Source organism: Parageobacillus sp. VR-IP (genome assembly GCF_013357975.1).
Taxonomy (GTDB): domain Bacteria; phylum Bacillota; class Bacilli; order Bacillales; family Anoxybacillaceae; genus Saccharococcus; species Saccharococcus caldoxylosilyticus.
On record NZ_JABVYQ010000006.1, the window covers coordinates 182260 to 203563 of the forward strand.

The following is a 21304-nucleotide window of genomic DNA, read 5'->3' on the forward strand; positions in this document are numbered from 1 at the left end:
CTTTTTTGTTTCTTATTACGAAACACTGTTTCATGATTGTTTAAAAAAATGATAGCATGAAATGAAATCACTTTCAATGATTTTCGCAAAATTTTCACTTTATGGAGGAAGCAACTTGTTTCATCTCGACGCATCGCCCCGGAGTTGGGAACAGCTTTCCGGCGTTCAGCAAATTTTTCGGGTTAAACACGTCGCGAATGTCGGTTTGCGCAACAATTTCTTCATCGCTGAAAATGAAGCGCATTTCTTCTTTTTTCTCGATACCAACCCCGTGTTCCCCAGTAATCGAACCGCCAACCGCGGCACATACCTGCAGGCATTCGCTTCCCGCCGCAAGCGCTCTTTCTGTTTCTCCTGGCTTTCTTGCGTCAAACAGCACAAGCGGGTGAAGATTTCCATCGCCCGCATGAAAGATGTTGACAATGCGCAATCCATACTTTTTGCTAATCGCTCGAATATTTTTTAGCACTTCCGGCAATTTGTTGCGCGGAATAACCCCGTCTTGCACTAAGTAATCCGGGGAAATGGCCCCCATTGCGCTAAATCCGGTTTTGCGGTTGGCCCACCAGCGCGCCCGTTCTTCCTCCGATTGAGCCACTTTTACTTCGCGCACGTTGCGCTTTTTGCAAATGTGCAAAATTTCATTAATTTGCTCGGAAATGCCTGCAGAAATCCCGTCTACTTCAATTAATAAAAGCGCTTCAATATCTTTCGGATGTCCGACCGGAAAAGCGGCGGCCTCCACCCCTTCAATCGCTGTTTGATCCATCATCTCGAGCGCCGCCGGAACCATCCCTGCAGAAATAATATCGGAAACGGCCTGGCTCGCGTCTTCGACACGATCAAAATAGGCGAGCACCGTCTGCTTCGCTTCTGGATTTTTTAAAATCCGAACTGTAATTTTGGTCACAATCCCCAACGTTCCTTCTGAACCAGTCAACAGCCCTAATAAATCATATCCCGGCGGATCAGGAATGCCGTTTTCCCCGATTTCAATAATTTCCCCGTTTGGCAGCACGACTTCAAGTCCTAAAATATGGTTCGTAGTGACGCCATATTTTAAGCAGTGCGCTCCTCCCGCGTTTTCGGCGACGTTTCCGCCAATCGTGCAGCAATATTGGCTCGATGGATCAGGAGCATAATAGTACCCTCGATCAGCAATCGAATTTGTTAGCTTTAAGTTCACAAACCCAGGCTCCACCACCGCGCGGCGGTTTTCCAGATCGACATGAAGCAGCCGCTTCATCCGCGTCAAACTAATCACAACTTCCCCGTTTAGCGGAATCGCGCCGCCGCTTAATCCGGTTCCGGCTCCGCGGGCAAGAAACGGCAAGTCGTGGTCATGGCAATACTTAACGATCGCTGCGACTTCCTCCGTATTTTTCGGAAATACGACCGCTTTCGGCAGATGGCGGTGAACGGTGAACCCGTCACAGTCATAGGCAATCAAATCTTCTTTTTTGTATAAAATCGACTTTTCGCCGCCAACAATGCGTGCTAACGCTTGAATATGCGGGTCCTTCGTTTGTATTGCCGTTTTTCTCATATGCGTACTTCCTTTCCTTCTTCTTTTTGGTACGCCCAATCTAATATTTGCACCGTATGGACGACTTTTTGGTTTCGTCCGTATTTCATAACGCCGAGCGCCATTTGCAGCATGCAGCCCGGATTGCCCATCGAAATCAGCTCCACATCCTGCGGAACGTGTTCCATTTTGCTTTCCAATACCGCTCCTGCCATCTCTGGATGGGTGAGATTGTAAATTCCCGCACTGCCGCAGCAGCGATCTGCATTTGGCATGGCAACCATTTCTACTCCCGGAATGCTTGTTAATAGAGCGCGCGGCTCCTGGCGGATTCCTTGACCATGGGCCAAATGGCAGGCGTCATGGTACGTAATGCGCATGTTTAACTCGGTCTTCGGTTTGTCATATCCGGTGTCATGCAAATATTTCGAAATATCTTCGACTTTTTGGGCAAATTGTTCTGCTTTTTCATGCCACTCTGGATCGTCGCGGAACAATTCCGGATATTCCTTTAACATGCAGCCGCATCCGGCCGCATTGACGATGACGCGGTCGACATGCCTAAACGCCTCGATATTTTGCTTTGCCAGCCTGCGGCCTGTTTCGCGGTCGCCGGCATGGACATGAAGCGCTCCACAGCACGTTTGGTTTTGCGGAATAACGACATCGTTTCCGTTGCGGGTCAACACTCGGATTGTTGCTTCATTAATGTCGCTGAACATGACATCCATCACGCAGCCGGTTAGTAGTGCGACCGTATGCTTTGTTTCGCCTTTGGCTTTAGTAACGTTCGTATGCCTATATTTTTTCCGCACCGGTATGCCCACTTCCGGCAAAATGGCTTCCATCTCCGCCAAATGCTTTGGCATCATACGAAGCAGTTTTGCTTTGCGGGCGAAAGTCTGCAGTCCGCTTTTTTGATACAGTTTTAACAGGCTTCCAAGCAGATGAAGACGAGATGGATACGGAAACACCCCTTTGAGGAAGAAATCACTGACCAACGCTTTCCATCCTGTTAACGGAATGGCTTGGCGAATTTGTCCGCGCACTTGTTCAATTAGTCCGCCGACATCGACATCCGCAGGGCATGCCGTCGTGCAAGCGCGGCAGTCTAGACATGTAAAAATAGGATCGATTAAATCTTCTGTAATCTCTAGTTTTCCTTCCCCCACCGATTTCATCAAATGCACGCGTCCGCGCGGCGAATGTTGTTCCTGACCGGTCTGTTCGTAAGTCGGGCATGATTCCAAACACATGCCGCAATGCACGCAGTCCGCCCATTTGCTTGGATCCGGCGGATCGCTAAAGCGATAGTTCCCAAGGCTGACGGCCGTACAGGCCGGTCCGCTTTTTATCTCGCTTTCTCGTAAACTCATCTTATATCCCCCCGACAAACCGCTGATGATTTAACGTTTGCTTTGGATCAATTTTTCGTTTAATTCCTTCAAGCAGAAAAAAGTACGATGGCTTTTCTCCCCATACATTGACGCGGGTGCGCAGCGCGAAAGGCAGGTGCTTGACGATGGCGTATCCGCCCAAACTTGTCGCCGCCGCCCGCAGCTGTTCGATCGCCGTGATGATCGACTCCTCGCTTCCCTTCAAATACACTTGGCAAAGTCCGTGCCCCAGACCCCCGTGCGCCTCCATATGGACGTGGCAGCAGTCTTCTAATAGCTCGCTCTCGCGGATGATCGAGATGACATTCAAATTCACGACGCCGATTTTCACCGCCGCTTCGACTTTGTTTCCAGCCGGTTCGTGCGGTACGGCGCCATTCGGGCCGATCGTGTAGAACGTTTGCCAAAACGATTTGGCCTCTTCCTGCGGAAGAATACGAATCGTTGTATGGGACGGACGGAGACGCTGTACATAGTCTTCTTGATAATGAACAGCGCTTTCTACATCTTCAAACGCGATCATTAGTGTATAAGCACGCTTGCCGATCAGCCGCTCCGACAGCGATGGGCTCAGCAATTCAAAACAAACAGGCTCCATCATCGAATCGAGAAATTGAACGGCAAACGAACGAACTTCTTCCAAATTCCCCGACGGAAATGACAGCAACACAAGGCTTTCATATTTTGGCAGCGGACGGAGCTTCAGTGTGATTTCCGATAACACGCCAAGCGTGCCCATCGCTCCGATAAACAGCTTGTTCATATCATAGCCGGCCACATTTTTGACGACTTTTCCTCCAGAACGAATCACCGTTCCATCCGGATACACCGTTCTCAAGCCAATGACACTGTCGCGCGCCGAGCCGTAGCCGAGCCGTTTGGGCCCGCTGTCGTTGGCTGCAATGACGCCGCCGATCGTCGCGTATTGCGGCCATGCAGGGTCAAGCGCGACTTTTTGCCGGTATTCCGCCAAGTAATCTTGCAGCTGCCCAAACACGGTTCCTGATTTAACGGTAACTGTCATATCGGCAGCGGCATGTTCGACAATCCCGCTATAGTTGGCTAGCGATAGCAAAATATCGGCGCATTCCATTTGTCCTCCGAATCCCCGCTTCGTTCCGCCGCCGACAATGCATACTTTTTTTCCGTGGCTGTTGGCGTAACGCAATACGGCGGAAATCTCTGCTTCTGTTTGCGGATAAACGGTTACATGGCCGCCGTTGCCAAGCGGGTGCGTTTGACCATCTATCTTCACTTGCTCTTCTGGTAAAAATGTGGTTAAATCGTCTTTCCATGCTAACGACAGCACCCTTTGCACCTCCTGTTGTTTCGCAATAAGAAACGACGTTTCTTTTATTTTGTAAAAAATAGGCCATGCAGCGGCAAATGCAAGACTCATCGACTACTGCATGTTTTATTGCTTTTTACTATTATTAAAACATCTATTTTTATTTTTTTCAACGAATTTTTCGAATTTATGAATAATTCTATTCACTCTCCTTTTTTACCGTCACATTGCATTGTTGTTCGAAAAGCTGAATGACCGCAGACATATCTAAATTGGACAACCCTTGTTGCATGGCAAGGGAAAACGCTGCTTCCGCCATTTGCCCTAAAAATTGCTTCATGCCCATTTCCTTCATCAGCTCGTTGGCCAAACGAACATCTTTATGTACATACTTTACTGCTCCACCCGGCGTAAACCGGCGCGGCAGCACATATTGCTCCATATGCCGGCGCAGCATGCGGCTATCCCCGTAGCTCACTTTCAAAATCCGATAAAGCTGTTCTGCATCTAATCCAAACGCTGTTCCGGCGACCATCGCCTCCGACGCGGCAACGGAATGTACAGCGACAAGATATTGGTTAATTAGTTTGGCCGCGCTGCCCGCCCCGCTTTCCCCCAAATATTCGACTGTTTCGCCAAGAACGTTCAGAAGCGGCAACGCTTGTTCCCAAGCGGGCTTCGCCCCGCCAACCATAATCGTCAGCGTTCCTTGCTCCGCTCCTTCCGGCCCGCCGCTCACCGGTGCGTCTAAATAGTAAATGTTTTTTTCTTGAGCCCGTTTGGCCACCGTTTTGCTTGTATCCGGTCCGACTGTCGTAAAATCAAGACAAATCGTTCCCGGACCAGCATGGTCGATGACACCGTCTTTTCGCAAATAAACGTCGATAACATCGTCCGGCATCGATAAACACGTACAAATGACATTCGAGTGCCTTGCCAGTTTCGCGATCGTGTCGGCTCTATTTGCCCCCATCTTTACTAACGGTTTCGTTTTTTCGATAGAACGATTGTATACAGTAACCTGGTAGCCTGCACCAAGCAGCCGTTTTACCATCCTTGTTCCCATCACACCTGTACCAATAAATCCAACCTTCATTTCTCTCGCTTCGCCACTTGAATAATGATCCATTGCAGCGAAACTTCCCTCCCTTCTGCTTCGTCTCCGAAATCAATGGCCAATGTTAGACCACTCCCCATGCAAAAAAGCAGGGGATTCTTGGGTAACCCCTTCTACTGAAGGGGAAAATAACATGCGCCATCCAAAACTTTGTTCGCTTCGCCCCGATGGAATATATTCAAGCCCGACCATCCCTTTGTACCCGCATTTCTCTAAATGGCGAAAAATATATTCATAGCGAATTTCTCCCGTTCCCGGCTCATGCCGTCCCGGGACATCAGCAATTTGTACATGAGCAATCCAGTCAAAATACGTTTCAAATGTCGTTGCTAAATTTCCTTGAATTCGCTGCATATGATAAAAATCGTATTGAAGCTTGATGTTTGCTTGTCCGATTTCCTTAATCATCGAAACGGCTTCATGAATATTCGTTAAAAAATAATTCGGCATATCAAATGGATTGATCGGCTCAATTAAAAGTGTCAACGAGTGGTTCGCCATTTGTTTTGCCGCATCATAAAGATGGCGCATGTACGTTTCTTTCGCTTTTTGCCTGTCTAAATTGGCTGGAAGCACTCCCGCCATACAGTGAATATACGGAACGTTCAACTCGACCGCATATCGAATTCCTTCTTCTACGGAACGCTGAAACTCGTCCGTTCGGTCTGGGAAAATCGCGAGTCCTCTATCCCCTTTTTCCCAATTTCCTGGCGGTAAATTGATTAATACGAGAGACAATTGGTGCTGATGAAGCTCGTCGCGAATGCGTTCGATAGGATATTCGTATGGAAACTGGCACTCCACGAACGAAAAACCGCACTCTCTTACTTTTTGAAATCGTTGTAAAAACGGCATTTCTGTAAAAATAGTTGATATGTTAACAGCAAACTTGTTCATTCTTTCTTCCTCCTTTCCGACGAATATTGCTTATCATTCTCGCTGGAGATGCCGTATTCCTGCTTATTTCAGCAACCATTTTACCCATTGAAGCGCCTTTGGGTAATTTGGATAGCGCTCAGCGATATCCCATACGGTCGTTTGTTTGAGAATGCTTTTATAATGGGAAAAAGCGCCAAAGCTCGCTTTACCGTGATACGCTCCAAATCCGCTTTGTCCGACGCCGCCAATCGGCAAATACGGTATCGTGATATGCATGAACGTATTGTTAATGCAGCCGCCGAAACTAATGCGCTCTAACACCGCTTGTTGCACGCGGCGATCCTCCGAAAACAAATATAGTGCCAGCATTTTTTCGTAACGTTGGATAAAGTGGATTGCTTCGCCGATGTTCGCAAACGAAAAACCGGCAAAATTGGGCGAAAGCGACCATTCTCATCTTTTCGAAGCGCGATTTAGCAGTCTGGCTGCTTACTGCAATGAAAAAAGGACTGTTTTCCTGGCCAACAGGGAAAACAGTCCTTTTTGTATAAACCATTCGATCAATCTTCATCACTGGCAAAAAAGCGCAAAATGTAAATAAATAAGTTAATAAAGTCAAGATAAATGTTGACGACAATCATCGGAATGTCAGCTTCCGTAAATCCATAGCGGGCAAGGCGATTGATGTCGTAAATCGTAAAGCCAAGGAAAATGAGAATCCCTAAGGCAGCGATTCCCATTTGCCCGACGCTGGAAAACGGAATAAACCATTGAATAATCAAGAGGCCGAGCAGCGCAAACGCGCCAAGCATTAAAAAGCCGCCGAGAAAAGAGAAATCTTCTTTCGTTTTTGCCGCGTAAATGGCCACGCCGGAAAACGAGACGGCTGCCAGGGCAAACGCCTTCAACACCGCATCGGCGCCGATAACGGAAATGTAATAGCCGATCAGCGGATAGAGCGTTGCACCAGATACGAGCATAAAACTGTACATAAGTGGATAGCCGACCGCTTTTTTGCTGCGGGCAAAAATCATCACAAGCAGCAAAACGATCTCCAGTACAGCAAGTGGTAAATGCATCGCTGCCGGAATCCATTGTCCGACGTAAAGACCCCCTGTTGCCACTGCTAATGCTGCTAAAAATGTAACGGTTAGTTTAGCAATGGGACTAGATGAATACGTTGTTGAGTACAACACACATTCCTCCTTTTTTTATTTAGTTTATCACAATTGACCATGAGCGGTCATTAGCTAAAATAGTAGTTTTGTATAAAAAATGCAAATAGTTTGAAAATAAAATTCGCATGTTCCATTTCATATGTATACGTGGCAGATTTTTTGTTAACGTTCGAATGGATTGGACGTCTTGCCTTTCCATCCCATCACCACAAACCGATTCGCATAGTTACCAGCTTCGTTGCGGAACGTTGAAGTGGCCCATTGCTCACTTTGTGTTTGCCACAACGATTTTTTGGCGGGATATTGCGCGGGGATGACAAGCAAATAAAAAAGACTCGCCTAAGCGAGCCTTTTGTTAATCCGCAAATAAATCGGACGATAAATAACGCTCTCCCGAATCCGGCGCCATACAAAGGACACGCGCCCCTTTTGGAAGCTGTTTGGCCACTTTGACGGCATAATAGGCGCTGGCCGCAGCAGAAGCGCCGACAAGAATTCCTTCTTCGGCCGCCAGCCGGCGCGCCATCATTTGAGCGTCTTCATCTTTAATAAGAAAAATATCGTCATAAATATTGCGGTTTAAAATTTTCGGAATAAACCCCGGACCTGTACCCGGGATTTTATGTGGTCCTGGCTTTCCGCCCGACAATACAGGAGAACCATATGGCTCTACGACATAAATGCGCAAATTTGGGATATGCTTTTTCAATTCTTCTCCGGTGCCAGTCACGGTTCCACCCGTACCGGCTGTAAGCACAAACGCATCTAACTTGCCATCAAATGCTTCCAAAATTTCTTGTGCGGTGCTATGGCGATGTGCATCCGGATTCGCCGGATTTTCAAACTGCATCGGGATGAAGCTGTCTGGAATTTGCGCGGCAAGCCGGTTCGCCTCATCAATCGCTCCCTGCATCCGTTTTTCCGCCGGCGTTAAATGGACCTCTGCTCCGTATGCTTTTAAAATTTTCACCCGTTCGACTGTCGCGTTATCTGGCATCGTGATAATGCAGCGATAGCCGCGGGCCGCACAAACCATCGCCAAGCCGATGCCGGTGTTTCCAGAAGTTGGTTCGATAATTGTGCTTTTCCCCGGAGTAATCTTTCCTTCTTGTTCTGCGCGCCGAATCATTTCGAACGCTGCCCGGTCTTTTACGCTTCCTCCCGGGTTAAACGATTCTAGTTTCATATACACATCCGCACCATGCGGATCAGGAATCCGGTTTAATTTGACAATTGGTGTATTGCCGATTAAGTCTAAAACAGAGCTGTATAGTTTCATCGTAAATCCCCAACCTTTATTAAAATTATTCGTATATGATTATAGGACTTTTTTCATTTTCCTTCAATAATCGCTACTCAGCGTATATCGGAAGCTGAATCACCACTTCCATTCCTTTCCCTTCTTCACTGAAAAACGATATCGTTCCATTGTGAAGGGAAACAATTTGTTTGACAATCGCCAAACCTAATCCCGTACCACCTTCTTTTCTCGTACGTGCCTGATCAACACGGAAAAAACGTTGTCCAAGAAATGGCAACTTTTCTCTTGGAACTCCTTTTCCTGAATCACGAATAATAAGCTGACAACTCGTAGCACTTATTTTTCTCAATTGTATATCGATCTTTCCAGCGGTTGGGGTATAACGAACGGCATTATCTAAAAGGTTTTGTACGACCTGTTCAAGCCGGTCGGCATCTCCTTCCAAAATAATATCGTGATCTAATTCCACATGAAGTGTAATTTGTTTTTTTTGTAAAAACGGTTCGTATTTTACGGCCATATCTTCGATCACTTGCGCAAATACAAGCGGTGTTTTTTGCAGTGGCACACTATTTCCTTCTAATTGGGCCAAATCAAGCAAATCACGGACAAGGCGCTCCATTCGGTCCGCTTCCCGATGAATCAGCTGCACATACTTTCTTTCCTCTTCTCTCGTCTTCACCAATCCTTGCAATACCGCTTCACTATATCCTTTCACATAGCTTAATGGCGTCCGCAATTCATGGGAAACGTTTGCCAAAAACTCGCGCTTTCGCATATCTTCTTCCGCAACTGCTTTGGCCATGACATTGAACGCTTTCGCCAGTCTGCCTATTTCATCGTTCGTCCGCACCGGAATTTGCGCTTCATAATTTCCTTTCGACATATGATAAGCAACTTCTTCCATCTCCTTTAGTGGACCGGTTATATGGCGAACAAACCGCTTTCCAGCGAAAAGAAGAACAAAGACAAACAATGCCGCGAGCGGAAGCCAAATCATCACGACATCTTTCGTTAATTCTTGAATGCTTGCGAGCGGAATATAAAGGTAAATCACCCCTTGCAGGCGACGGCCATCTAAAAGCGGGATAATCACTCCCATAATTTTGCGGTGGAATCGCTTTTCGTAGCCGATTTTCGTCACTGTTTCACCGCGAAGCAGCTTCGCACGATCCTTGCCGTTAATCAACGATTGATAGTTAATGTCAAACGGCAGGCAGGCGCTTAATTCGCGTGGGTTATTCACTAACATCACTTCAGCTGTTGATTTTTCATCATACCATTCAATTTGTTTGCGGAACGTTTCTCTAACCGCACCGCCGTGATAATCGGATGCCAGCGATTTTCCCTCTTGGAGCAGCGTCTGTTCTACTTTATCCACATATAGTTTTTGGTAGAAATAATCTAATAAAAAAGAGGAAAACGATACGGTCAAAATAACGCCAAGGCTAATCACCAACCATATTTTTTGCTCCAATGTCAACGTGTTTCGTCGCATTCACGACACCTCAAATTTATATCCAATTCCCCAGACTGTATGAATGAAATCGCTTGCCTGCTTTAGCTTCATGCGCAGCGTTTTAATATGGGTATCGACCGTTCGTGCATTTCCTGTATAATCATATCCCCATACTTTTGCGAGCAGCTCTTCGCGACTAAACACTTGTCCGCGGTGTTTCGCCAAAAATAAAAGCAAATCGAATTCCTTTAAAGTGAGAATCACCGGCTCCCCGTCTACCGTTACTTTTCTTCCTCTTTCATCAATCAGAAGCGAGCCAAACGAAAGGCCGCTATTGTCGGCGTGATAAGCGCGGCGGATCACCGCTTCAATGCGGGCGATCAATTCTCCCGGACTAAACGGCTTCACAATATAATCGTCGCCGCCTAGCTTCAAGCCTCTTACTTTATCCCATTCTTCTCCCCTTGCTGTTAAAAACAAAATAGGAACGTCCGATTGCCGTCGAATTCGTTCACATAAGGTAAAGCCATCCATTTTCGGCATCATAACGTCAATTAAAACGGCATCTACTTTCGCCTCTTCCAAAACTTCCAGCGCCCGGTCACCATCTTCAGCTTCCAGACAAGAAAAACCAGCGTTTTCTAAATACATCCTGACTAAAAAACGCATATCTTCTTCATCATCTACAATTAATACCCTTTTCTTTTCCACCGTCATTCTCCTTCCGCCATCAACAATTGAAACGGACCTTTTCCTGTTTTCCAACGGTCGATGACTTTCATCGTACGCCCGTCCACAACATATATTTCATTGCTATCATAACTAGCAATATATAGCCGTTCGTTTGCCCCAATCATGGCAAACGGATTCGCCCCTGCGATTACTGATGATTCCAATTTCCCTGAAGCATCCCATTTCCATAGCGTACTTGAGCCGTGGCTTAAAACATAAATTCCTTCCTTTGTTTCCGCAAAGTCTACTGGCATCACGGGCGCTTTCACCGTTTTGACCAACGCTCCTGTGCTAGCCGAGTAAATATGAATATTCGTTTCCACGGTGTTGCCGCTTCCATGGCCTCCAATCCATAATTCCCCTTCTTTCTCACGTAGCAAGCCGCCAACGGCAAATTTCGGAACAGAAAACGTCCGAACTGCCCGCCGTTTGCCAACTTGGATGATATACGCTTTTGTGTTACGAAAATCAATGACGTACAGAAGCGTCCCTGCATCGTTTTGCAATAATGTCAGCGGCTTGTCGCCCACTGCAATTTTCCCGGCCTCCTGTCCATTTTCCTTAAAGATGCGGATGGCGTTTTGCCGCTCGTCTGCCAAAAACACGGCATCTCCTTTATTCGATACGAGCGCATGAACAATTCCTTTTCCCGTTTGCCATTCCTGTGTTGCCTTTCCGGTCTTGATATCATATAGGTAAACACCATCTAACTCATTGCCGTATAGCAACAATGTTCGCCGATCGCGAAGCAGCGCGGCGCCTTGAATCGGTTTCTTCACTTTCCATTCTGCCAGAGCCGCCCCTGTTTTCGCATCGAAAAATGCGACACTTTCATCGTTCACATTGACGCTGACTAATATTTGCGGCCGCTTTGGAACCGCCGGAAATGTTGTTTTTTCACATCCATACACCAAGAACAGTCCCAAAATAAGAAGAAATAGGCGCGCCTTCCTCACCCCGCCCCCTCCTTTCATCAACAAGTCCATTATAAATGAATATTGTGAAGGATTTGTGAAATATTGTTCACATTTAACGATCAATGAATTGAAGCCATTTTCCATCTATTCTACTTGTACATTCCCCTTTATAATAAAAAGTAAATTAATAAAAACGGGGTGACATCGTTTGACGTCCGCGGCGCAAAAATTAGTCGCGCATTTAGATGCGCACTTTTCCGACTTTCTTTCTTACTGGCAAAGTCATATGTATATCGCTGATAACGATAAATATATCGATCACGTCATGCATAACGGAATAGCCATGTTTCAGCTCGTCAAAGACACACTGCTTCACTCCGCATCCAATCGGGAAAACATCGAGCAGCTTGCCTACAAAATCGCGAAAGAACGAGCAGAAACAAATATGAGCATCGGCGAATTTGTTTACAATACCAATCTCGGACGAAGATTAGTGATAAAGTATGCACTTCAGTCGACATTGTCGATTGAAGAATTGCTCCCGCTGATCGATGAAATCAATTGCGTGTTTGATCAATTTTTATTTTACGCCGTTACAAAATACAGCGAGCTAAAAGAAGCGGAATTGCGGGAAAAAAACTTGTTTATCACCCAATCCCATAAGGATCGCTTAACCTTGCTTGGGCAAATGTCATCGAGCTTCGTGCACGAATTTCGCAATCCGCTGACAGCTATTATCGGATTTATTCAATTATTAAAATTTGAACATCCGGGTTTGCCGTATCTTGATATTATTGACCATGAACTGCAGCAGCTTAAATTTCGTATTTCCCAATTTCTTCATGCTTCTAGAAAAGAAATAGTCGAAAGCGAAAAAGAAATCTTTTCGCTTTTGCAGCTATTCGAGGAAATTATTGAATTTTTATATGCAAGCATTGTCGACGGAGATGTGAAAATTTCGGTGTCCATTGATCCATCGATACATATATTTGCCTATAAAGATCAGCTTCGCCAAGTGTTCATCAACATTTTGTTAAATTCCATTGAAGCGGTGAAAGAAAAAGCCAAGCCCCGCTGCATCTATATCGACGCCTGCCGTCAGGACAAGTCCGTTTATATTAAAATCACCAACAACGGCCCGCCAATTCCGGAAGAATTGGTCCAAACGATTTTCGAACCGTTTTTTACAACGAAAAAATTAGGAACAGGGATTGGCCTTTACATTTGCAAAAAAATCATTGAAGATCACGGCGGGCAAATTACATGCACCTCTAATGAACAAATGACTTCTTTTTCCATCAGGCTGCCCACATAAACAAGTTAGGAGCAGGGGCATACTTGAATAAAAAAGGTGAGAGCAATGTTCGAGTCATGGAAAAACTGGATGAAACAGACGGCAAATGTGCTAATAGACCGGCTGCAGTGGGAGAAACATTCCTTTTCCGATATCGCCCAGCTGATCCGGGAGCATCCCGATACTTCGGTATCCGAAAAAACATGGCTTGGTCTAACGTATCGATTTTACTCCCTTCGTTTAGACAATGCCGTCTTAACAATGGAAACCAAGAAGACGAAAGGAAACGATGAACATATTTTATTTATATCTGTTTCTTCATCTAACTCCGCTCCCATCGTTTACCGTTCTTACGACGAAAAAAGCGATCTTGACGAGACGGTCGCAACTCCGCCGCTTACCAAAAAAACCGCACCCGTATCGCCGTAAGGTGCGGTCTTATTTTTTTATCCTATCCTTTTATACCGTGAAGCCACTCCTCGTAACATTCCGGACATAACGCTTCTTCACGTTCTTCGTCTGAAACATAAAACGATACATAATAAACTTGGTCATCGCATTCACATTGGCAATAAAAACACGTTTTGTCCATGCAGCTCCCTCCTCTATCCATTAGTGTGGACCGAGGAGGATATGTTTTTGCGAGTGAACTGCTCCCAATCGATTACGGATAGGTAAGGGAAAGTAAATAATTGATCACTGCTTCTTGTTCTTCTTTCGTAAATCCCGACTGTTGGTCAATCCAATAGCGATGTCCATCACCGCTTACATGCACAGCACGGAGATGTGGATCAGAAGCATTCGCACGAATCACTTGTTGCCGCAGTGTTCGGTCCATCAACGCGCGAAGACTATTACGCGCATCGGGCACAATCCCTTTTCCCAGCGTTTCGGCTAAACCGAGCTCCCCGTTTGGTCCGACCGCAACACCCCCATCATGAAGATAAGGAGCGCTCCAAGAAAGGCCGATTAAGCTAGGCACTTTATACCCCCCTGGAGAATCGCCATGTGCAAATGCTAAACGTATTTGTTCTTTATCTAGCTGTTCTGTCGGTACTTTTAATACTTTAGCGTTTTTTGGAATTGGAACAGGTGTATCCGGAGCATAGAAAACCGCTTCACCAAATACTTTTTCTGTTTTCTTTAATGCTTGTGCCCGCGATGGCTCGGTTCCGACAACCTTCGCCGAAACAACACGATGATTGGTTAAATATGCCCCCGCATGGCAGCGTATACATCCAGCTCTAACAAATACGCCACGCCCCTTTTCTATTTGCTTTGCATCTATTTTTGCGCTTAGGGATGGCGGATTAATCGTGTTTTGCCAAGCAGCTACAGCATTATTTTGTTCATTAAATCGATATCCAGGTTCACTAACAACTAGCCCGTCCGGTGCAACAAGCGATACTTTCGGAAATTGCGGTGGAGCAACGAGTTTGTTGACACCGACAACACCAGGGGTCGGATCTACCTTTGCAAAAAACTCCGATGGTTTTTCGTTCACATTCGGCTTATAACGAAATTTTGGGCTAGCGGCATTTTGCAGTATCGTTCCAATATACACTTCTTTATCCACTCCAAATAACGCTTCGCTAATTTCCGATTGCGCAAGAGAATCAGCGTTTTGTGCGTGAACGTTATTGCTAAACGTAGAAAGCCCACGGAACGGTCCAGCCGCTGCGAACCCGCTCCATCCATATGGATGATCTCCTAATGTAAATGAATCCGGTATTTGTGACGGATTTGCTTTCATATCGATAGTAGAATCGAAATTCCCCCGCGGCCAGCTTGCGAAAATACGGTCTACCTCTTTTTCAAGCAATTGCGGATCAGGAAGCGATGATTTCCGTCCTTTTGAATCCACCACTACCCGATCAACAGAACGAATATAGTTTTTCAGTGATTTTATGTCCGCATGTGTAAAATAAGCGGCTGAATTGGTTGCTAATGCCATGAGCAATCCAGCATTTAAATCATTGTTAGGTGCTCCTTCCACCACTTTTTTCGTTTTCGGATCAACCGTCGCGTGACAAGCAGCGCAACTAATGCCAACGCGAAGTTTACCGTGATCCCAAACAACCGGCATCCCTAACGGCAACAAGGATCCTTTAGGGACATCAATACCTGTGTCAATTTTTTCTCCTTTTTTATACGTCCGGTTACCAATGGTAATATCTTTTGCCAGCTCAACTTGTAAATTTGTCGTTCCCTTTCCTTTTAAAGCAATAATCGCCTTAGCGATATTCGTCATGGTCAACGGTCCATTCACAATACCCATAATATCTGTCAAAAACACCTCATTGCCAAATGTTTCTTTATAAAACACTTCGCGTCCTAATTGAAGGAGCTGTTTATCAACAGCAATAGCACCTTGTTTAGCAGAGGCAGGCGTTTCTGTACCATCTGATAATTTTTTCACTTTTCCTGTTTCCGCGCCAATCCATTTTCCCCAAATATCTGTCCCCGTTTGATTATTCGCTTCATACTTCACTACATCGTCTTTCTCAGGTAAGAATGCATATTCGAAATTGGTATTGAGAAAAAATTCCCCACTAATTAACAACAAAAGGAAAATAATCATGATGATATATTTTTTGCGCATTCCTTTTTCTCACCGTCCATCAAGAATATGCAACAGGCATAGTGTACCCCTTCCCATGAAAATTAACCATTTTACTACAAATGAAGCTCTCACCTACATTAGAGGCGAGAGTTTCTTACTCTCTCCATCGAAAAAGCTTCCGCGTAGAAGGAGGCGGTCTCCTTTCATTCGATGAATTCATCAGCAATCTTCCAGCAACATCGGCACAAAACCGATAGAGCAGTCCAATTCTTCTACTGCTTCTTGCTTACAATATGTAGAATATGTTCGTTTTTGGAAATCAAAAACCTTCCAATTCATCTCCCGCCTTTGCTCTGTATAGAGGAGGAAGACTTCTTGGGAAAATGTTAAAAACTTATAACATATGAAATTTTTAAAATTTTATTAAAATACCATAAAAAATTATTTTAAAAAAATATTTAATTTAATTTTTATACCTATAATAGCGGATTTAATTTTGTTAAAAATTTAGAATTATATATTTATATATAATTTTGTTGACATATAAATATTTTGTAAATTAAAATAGACATAAAAAGACACGAAAAGACATAAAAAGACATTAAAGCCGGTAGTGTCATTATATCAGCAAGGAGGAAATATAATGAATGTAGTACCAGAAACACAGACGTCGCAAAATCAACCCACAAAAATGAAACACCCACCCGGGCTTTATTTACTATTCTTTACAGAGCTTTGGGAACGATTTAGCTACTATGGAATGAGAGCGATCCTTGTTCTTTATTTAACAACAGAACTTGTTAGTGGTGGATTAGGAATCAAACCAAGCGTCGCAATGACGATTTATGGATTTTTTACTGGTGCAGTTTATTTCACTCCGCTTGTTGGCGGTTATTTGTCTGACCGAGTTTTAGGAAGAAGATTGGCGATTACAATTGGCGGTATTACGATGGCGCTCGGTAACATCGTCCTGTTTGCCATCAACAATCAAACAGGGCTATACATCGGATTGCTTTTATTAATTATTGGTAATGGTTTCTTTAAACCGAATATTTCCACGCTTGTCGGGGAACTTTATGCTCCAAACGATAAACGAAAAGACGCAGCGTTCACCATTTTCTATATGGGAATTAACTTAGGGGCATTATTTTCACCACTCGTATGCGGATTTTTAGCGGAAGAATATTTCGCAACGAACATTAATGGCGTCATCCATTACGGATTTAAATACGGATTTTTAGCTGCTGCGATCGGTATGATCATTGGACAATTAATTTTCAATTTACTTGGAAATCGTTATTTAGGAGATATTGGTAAAAAACCTGTCGGCGCACCAGAGAAAACAAACAAGGAAACAAAAACAAAAGCTCCTTTAACAAAACAAGAAAAACAAAACGTTGCTGTTATTTTTATTTTAACGTGCTTCGTTATTTTCTTCTGGGCTGGATTTGAACAAGCTGGAAGTTCTTTAACACTATATACAGACAAATTTGTAGATAAATCGATCGGCGGCTGGACGATGCCTACTTCTTGGTTCCAATCACTAAACCCATTCTTTATCATCGTGTTGGCACCGATTGTTTCACAAATCTGGATTAAGCTTTCGAATTCAAAACGCGGTGACTTGCCAATTCCAGCAAAAATGGGTCTTGGTATGATTTTGCTTGGTCTTGGATTTGCCGTATTAATTCCAGCTGTATTGCAAACAGGAAGCGACGAGCAACATATCGTCGAAAAAGCGAATTTATTATTCATCATTTTCACTTATTTCCTTCATACGCTCGGTGAGCTTTGCTTATCGCCAGTCGGATTGTCGATGGTAAGTAAACTTGCTCCTGTTCGCTTAGCATCGCTTCTCATGGGGGTATGGCTGGCAGGAACTGGTGTCGCACAGTTGTTGGCTGGTCAATTAGCGGCATTTACCCAATCTCTAGGTTATTTAGAAATTTTCAGCTTAATTAGCGGCGTAACCATCGGACTAGGGCTGATTTTGCTATTGTTTACGAAAAAACTTGTGCGAATGATGGACTAAAAGCTGGTTCCCGTTTATGGGACCAGCTTTTTTTTTACAATATTTCACATTTATATTAATTCTCCTACCGTACAATACTATGCCACGGAAGGTGGTGAAAACATATGAAAGCAATGGGAACTCATGAAACGTTAGAGCTTCATGAGCTGCTTGCATTCAAAAACGTCTGCCTTGCCAAAAATACTGCCATGCAAGGAATGGTATCGGATCCGCAGCTTAAATCCCTAATCCAACAAGATATCCAAAAAACACAACAACAAATCCGCGACTTACAAAACCTTTTATCTTAATGAAACGAGGTGAAACTAATGCATAGCACGATGACACAAACAAATGTTCTTAACGATCAAATGATTGCGACAGACTTTTTAATCGGCGCCAAAAATGCTATTAAAGGTTATGCAATGGCGATTGCTGAAGCGGCCACACCAGAAGTACGTAACACGTTAAAACAACATTTGAACGACGCCATTCAGCTTCACGAACAAATTAGCCAATATATGATTAACAAAGGGTATTACCATCCGGAAAACGTCCAAGAACAATTACGCGTTGATATGCAGGCAGCGCAGCAGGCGCTACAAACAAGTAACGTACGCTAACTGCTTTCAATGGGATTCAACCGTCAAGGTAAGAATCCCATTTTTTCATATTTTTTTTCTGTTGGTTCACCCTATAACTAGTGAGGTGACACACAGATGAGTAAACGTGCTCTTTTTGCTATCGCCGCTGGAATGATCATCGTCTTTGCAATGATCATAGCAATGGTGACAACATATCGTCCGACAGTCCGTCATGAAGAAACGAATCAGCTAAAGCCGAAACCAGCCCCTTATCAGGCAACCACTCCTCGTTCTCATCCGACTGTCGTAACATTGGACAGTTTGGCAATGGGGGAAAAAATCAAAAATCAGTTGAACCGTCATCCGAAAATTATAAAAATCGATCATAACGGCCGCGACAAAAGCCATTATTTTAACCATGAAATCACGGTTCGGTTTCGAAAACTTCCTGCAGTACAAGAGATCAAACGAATAGAACGGGCAATCGACGGAAAATTGATCAATCAGTTTGATCACTTTTTCATCTTTCGATCTAACAGCAAAACATATCTTGAATTACATCAATATTTTGAATCCATCCCAACTGTTTCTTATAGCGAGCCAAACTATATTTATTTACAAAACGAAATTCCAAATGATTTATTATATTCGCGTTATCAATGGAATTTGCCGGCGATTGACACCGAAGCTGGCTGGATGTTATCACGCGGAAAAAAAGGCGTTACCATTGCCGTTATCGACAGCGGGGTCGATTTGGATCATCCAGATCTTGCCCGTCGCCTGCAAACGGGCTATAACGTTTTTACCGAGAACAATATTCCGGAAGATGAAAACGGCCACGGCACACACGTGGCAGGCATTATTGCGTCGCAGCCAAACAACCATGAAGGCGTTGCCGGTATCACGTGGTTCAATCCGATTATGCCTATTAAAGCGTTAAATGCAGATGGTTATGGCACCAGTTTTGATGTAGCAAAAGGAATCCGCTGGGCAGTCGATCATGGGGCAAAAGTGATCAATTTGAGCCTCGGCAATTATCAGCCTTCTACCGTATTGGAAGAAGCGATTCGTTATGCCTATGATCGCGATGTCGTGCTTGTTGCCGCGTCAGGAAACGATAGTACTTCTCAGCCAAGCTTTCCCGCCGCCTATCCGGAAGTGATCAGCGTCGGCGCAGTAAATCCAGATCTTTCCTTCGCCTCTTATTCCAACTACGGTAATTATTTGGATGTAGTCGCACCAGGGACCAATATTGCCAGCACGTTCTCTCATCATCGATACGCGGCGCTGTCTGGAACATCGATGGCCGCCCCCCACGTCACGGCATTAGCCGGTCTCATCCGTTCTTTAAATCCTCGCTTGTCGAACGATGAGGTGAAGCAAATTATTATCGACACCGCTACTGATCTTGGGAACAGCGGCAAAGATCCGTATTACGGATATGGTTTGATCAACGTCTATCGTGCGCTGGAATTAGCCAGCCGCTCGAGCTAGCCAGCTGGATGGAGATGGTTACATCACGTAATGTCTCCATCCTTTCGACTGTGTCAGCATCGTAGTCACCACCCCTACTACGGTGACGACAATGAGCGAATAAAGAAATGAAGCCGAATCAATGATAAAGCTGCCAATCGTAATAATCAGCGCATCCATCAGAAAAATAATAATTCCCACATTCCAATTGGTCATTCTTGCAATAAACTGCGCTAATAAATCCGTTCCCCCCGTACTTGTCTCTTCCCGCAACATCATACCGATTCCGAAGCCGACTAAAACGCCGCCAATGATAGAGCTAAGAATCGGATCGAGCACAATAGCGCCGCGGAGCACAGAAAATACATCAATCATCAACGAAGAAAACAATAAACCATGCAGGCTGTTATAAAAAAACGGACGATAGTAAAACCAAGCTATAATATAAAGGGGAATGCTTAATAAAATGATGGTCAGCCCCGCTTTTACATGCCAAATGTATTTCACGATTAAACCGATTCCAATAATGCCTCCATCGAGTAAATGATGGGGAACTAAAAATACATTGATGCCGATAGCCAGAAAAATGCTGCCAATAATAGTGGTCATTATTTTTTTTAACACCGGAGATCACCCTATCGTTTTTCGGCTTGCTTACCAACAAACCGGCGCGCTAGAAAAACTTCGATACCGCTATTATATGGCAGCATCTATCAATACTTGTCTCTTATTTCTATTTTTTTGTTGCAATAATTGCCATAATATATTAATATATTAATATATTGATATATTAACACAATAGAATAAAACCGCTCATTCGACCATCGAAGTAGAGGTCGCAGCTTTTATGAGTACGGTAAACGAGACGCAGAGCACGTCAAAGACTTTGCCGGAAAGGAAAAGCTGCCGAAGCCTAAACATTGCTCTGAATGTTTGGGCTGGGGTTGTCGCCGAATAGGGGCAACACTGTCATGCGCGCACGAATGTGTACGCATGGAGCGCTATCTTCGTGGGAGAATTTGATGGATGCAGTCGCCAAACCATACTGCCGTCGAATCTCCTTCGACGGCTTTTTTATTTATAGGATCGAGATTTTATTTTATAAGTAAAAGTTATGCATTCTCAGTTTATTAGCCTAATCCAAAAAGGAGTGGTTCAATGATGGCAACACCAGCAAAAACAACGGCTGGCTCTTTAACTGTTTCGCATTCGGAAAGCGGGCTAAGACGAAAATTAAAAACTCGCCATTTAACAATGATCTCCCTTGGAGGCACCATCGGCACGGGACTATTTTTAGCCAGCGGCGGAGCAGTGCATGCCGCGGGACCGGGCGGAGCGCTTGCCGCTTATATCGCCATCGGCGTTATGGTGTACTTTTTAATGACAAGCCTTGCCGAAATGGCTGCCTATATGCCCGTTTCCGGATCGTTCAGCACCTATGCGACGAAATTCGTCGACCCTGCGTTAGGATTTGCGTTGGGCTGGAATTATTGGTATAACTGGGCGATTACCATTGCGGCGGAGCTTTCCGCGGTGACGATGATTATGAAATTTTGGTTTCCGAACAGCCCATCGCTTTTATGGAGCGCGCTTTGTTTAGCGATTATGTTCTTATTAAATTATTTA

General features: G+C 44.6%; 20 protein-coding genes, 1 pseudogene and 1 riboswitch. Of the genes and pseudogenes, 7 read left to right on the forward strand and 14 right to left on the reverse strand.

What is annotated here, in order from left to right:
- Nucleotides 1-94: 94 nt before the first annotated feature.
- The 11 genes and pseudogenes from HT574_RS15740 to HT574_RS15790 form a co-directional block, all read right to left on the reverse strand.
- On the reverse strand, nt 95-1546 hold the full coding sequence (locus tag HT574_RS15740; RefSeq protein WP_175245327.1) for an FAD-binding oxidoreductase: 1452 nt from the start codon (nt 1544-1546) through the stop codon (nt 95-97).
- Complete coding sequence (locus HT574_RS15745; protein ID WP_175245328.1) at nt 1543-2901, reverse strand: (Fe-S)-binding protein; 1359 nt, start codon at nt 2899-2901, stop codon at nt 1543-1545. The genes HT574_RS15740 and HT574_RS15745 overlap by 4 nt, the downstream gene beginning before the upstream one ends.
- A gap of 1 nt (nt 2902) precedes the next feature.
- On the reverse strand, nt 2903-4231 hold the full coding sequence (locus HT574_RS15750) for an FAD-binding oxidoreductase (protein WP_175245329.1): 1329 nt from the start codon (nt 4229-4231) through the stop codon (nt 2903-2905).
- A gap of 178 nt (nt 4232-4409) precedes the next feature.
- Nucleotides 4410-5357, reverse strand: a pseudogene (locus HT574_RS15755) (NAD(P)-dependent oxidoreductase); the annotation flags it as partial.
- Nucleotides 5358-5378: 21 nt separating this feature from the next.
- Nucleotides 5379-6224: a hydroxypyruvate isomerase family protein gene (locus tag HT574_RS15760; RefSeq protein WP_175245331.1), complete on the reverse strand. Its 846-nt coding sequence runs from the start codon at nt 6222-6224 to the stop codon at nt 5379-5381.
- Between the two features lie 63 nt (nt 6225-6287).
- Nucleotides 6288-6575 (reverse strand): aldehyde dehydrogenase family protein, encoded by a 288-nt coding sequence (locus HT574_RS15765; protein WP_254698698.1) that lies wholly within the window; start codon nt 6573-6575, stop codon nt 6288-6290.
- A gap of 191 nt (nt 6576-6766) precedes the next feature.
- On the reverse strand, nt 6767-7402 hold the full coding sequence (locus HT574_RS15770) for a Bax inhibitor-1/YccA family protein (RefSeq protein ID WP_175245332.1): 636 nt from the start codon (nt 7400-7402) through the stop codon (nt 6767-6769).
- A gap of 337 nt (nt 7403-7739) precedes the next feature.
- Complete coding sequence (gene cysK / locus HT574_RS15775) at nt 7740-8663, reverse strand: cysteine synthase A (RefSeq protein ID WP_175245333.1); 924 nt, start codon at nt 8661-8663, stop codon at nt 7740-7742.
- Nucleotides 8664-8736: 73 nt separating this feature from the next.
- Nucleotides 8737-10143, reverse strand: a complete 1407-nt coding sequence (locus tag HT574_RS15780) for a sensor histidine kinase (protein WP_175245334.1) — start codon at nt 10141-10143, stop codon at nt 8737-8739.
- Complete coding sequence (locus HT574_RS15785; RefSeq protein ID WP_309138306.1) at nt 10144-10815, reverse strand: response regulator transcription factor; 672 nt, start codon at nt 10813-10815, stop codon at nt 10144-10146.
- A gap of 2 nt (nt 10816-10817) precedes the next feature.
- Nucleotides 10818-11792, reverse strand: coding sequence for a YncE family protein (locus HT574_RS15790; RefSeq protein ID WP_175245336.1), 975 nt, complete (start codon nt 11790-11792; stop codon nt 10818-10820).
- Nucleotides 11793-11961: 169 nt separating this feature from the next.
- Between HT574_RS15790 and HT574_RS15795 the strand changes: the two genes are divergently transcribed.
- Nucleotides 11962-13068, forward strand: a complete 1107-nt coding sequence (locus HT574_RS15795) for a sensor histidine kinase (RefSeq protein WP_175245337.1) — start codon at nt 11962-11964, stop codon at nt 13066-13068.
- Nucleotides 13069-13113: 45 nt separating this feature from the next.
- The gene (locus tag HT574_RS15800; protein ID WP_175245338.1) at nt 13114-13476 is read left to right on the forward strand and encodes a hypothetical protein; all 363 of its coding nucleotides are present in this window, start codon (nt 13114-13116) and stop codon (nt 13474-13476) included.
- Nucleotides 13477-13498: 22 nt separating this feature from the next.
- Here HT574_RS15800 and HT574_RS15805 read toward each other — a convergent pair whose 3' ends face one another.
- The gene (locus tag HT574_RS15805) at nt 13499-13639 is read right to left on the reverse strand and encodes a hypothetical protein (RefSeq protein ID WP_017437349.1); all 141 of its coding nucleotides are present in this window, start codon (nt 13637-13639) and stop codon (nt 13499-13501) included.
- A gap of 72 nt (nt 13640-13711) precedes the next feature.
- Nucleotides 13712-15649, reverse strand: coding sequence for an electron transport protein (locus tag HT574_RS15810; protein WP_175245339.1), 1938 nt, complete (start codon nt 15647-15649; stop codon nt 13712-13714).
- A gap of 604 nt (nt 15650-16253) precedes the next feature.
- Here HT574_RS15810 and HT574_RS15815 point away from each other — a divergent pair.
- The 4 genes from HT574_RS15815 to HT574_RS15830 all read left to right on the forward strand — a co-directional run bounded on the left by HT574_RS15815 (nt 16254) and on the right by HT574_RS15830 (nt 19699).
- A complete protein-coding gene (locus tag HT574_RS15815; RefSeq protein WP_175245340.1) occupies nt 16254-17642 on the forward strand; it encodes a peptide MFS transporter in 1389 nt (462 codons plus the stop codon).
- 104 nt (nt 17643-17746) lie between these two features.
- On the forward strand, nt 17747-17932 hold the full coding sequence (locus HT574_RS15820) for a DUF892 family protein (protein WP_043905008.1): 186 nt from the start codon (nt 17747-17749) through the stop codon (nt 17930-17932).
- An 18-nt stretch (nt 17933-17950) separates the two neighbouring features.
- Complete coding sequence (locus HT574_RS15825) at nt 17951-18244, forward strand: spore coat protein (RefSeq protein WP_175245341.1); 294 nt, start codon at nt 17951-17953, stop codon at nt 18242-18244.
- Between the two features lie 96 nt (nt 18245-18340).
- A complete protein-coding gene (locus HT574_RS15830) occupies nt 18341-19699 on the forward strand; it encodes a S8 family peptidase (protein WP_175245342.1) in 1359 nt (452 codons plus the stop codon).
- 18 nt (nt 19700-19717) lie between these two features.
- Here the strand turns inward: HT574_RS15830 and HT574_RS15835 are convergent, their stop codons facing one another.
- The gene (locus HT574_RS15835; protein ID WP_217499576.1) at nt 19718-20287 is read right to left on the reverse strand and encodes a YitT family protein; all 570 of its coding nucleotides are present in this window, start codon (nt 20285-20287) and stop codon (nt 19718-19720) included.
- Nucleotides 20288-20500: 213 nt separating this feature from the next.
- Nucleotides 20501-20690: riboswitch (Lysine riboswitch) on the forward strand.
- A gap of 149 nt (nt 20691-20839) precedes the next feature.
- Here HT574_RS15835 and HT574_RS15840 point away from each other — a divergent pair.
- The coding region (locus HT574_RS15840; protein ID WP_175245355.1) for an amino acid permease at nt 20840-21304 on the forward strand (465 nt) is incomplete at its 3' end.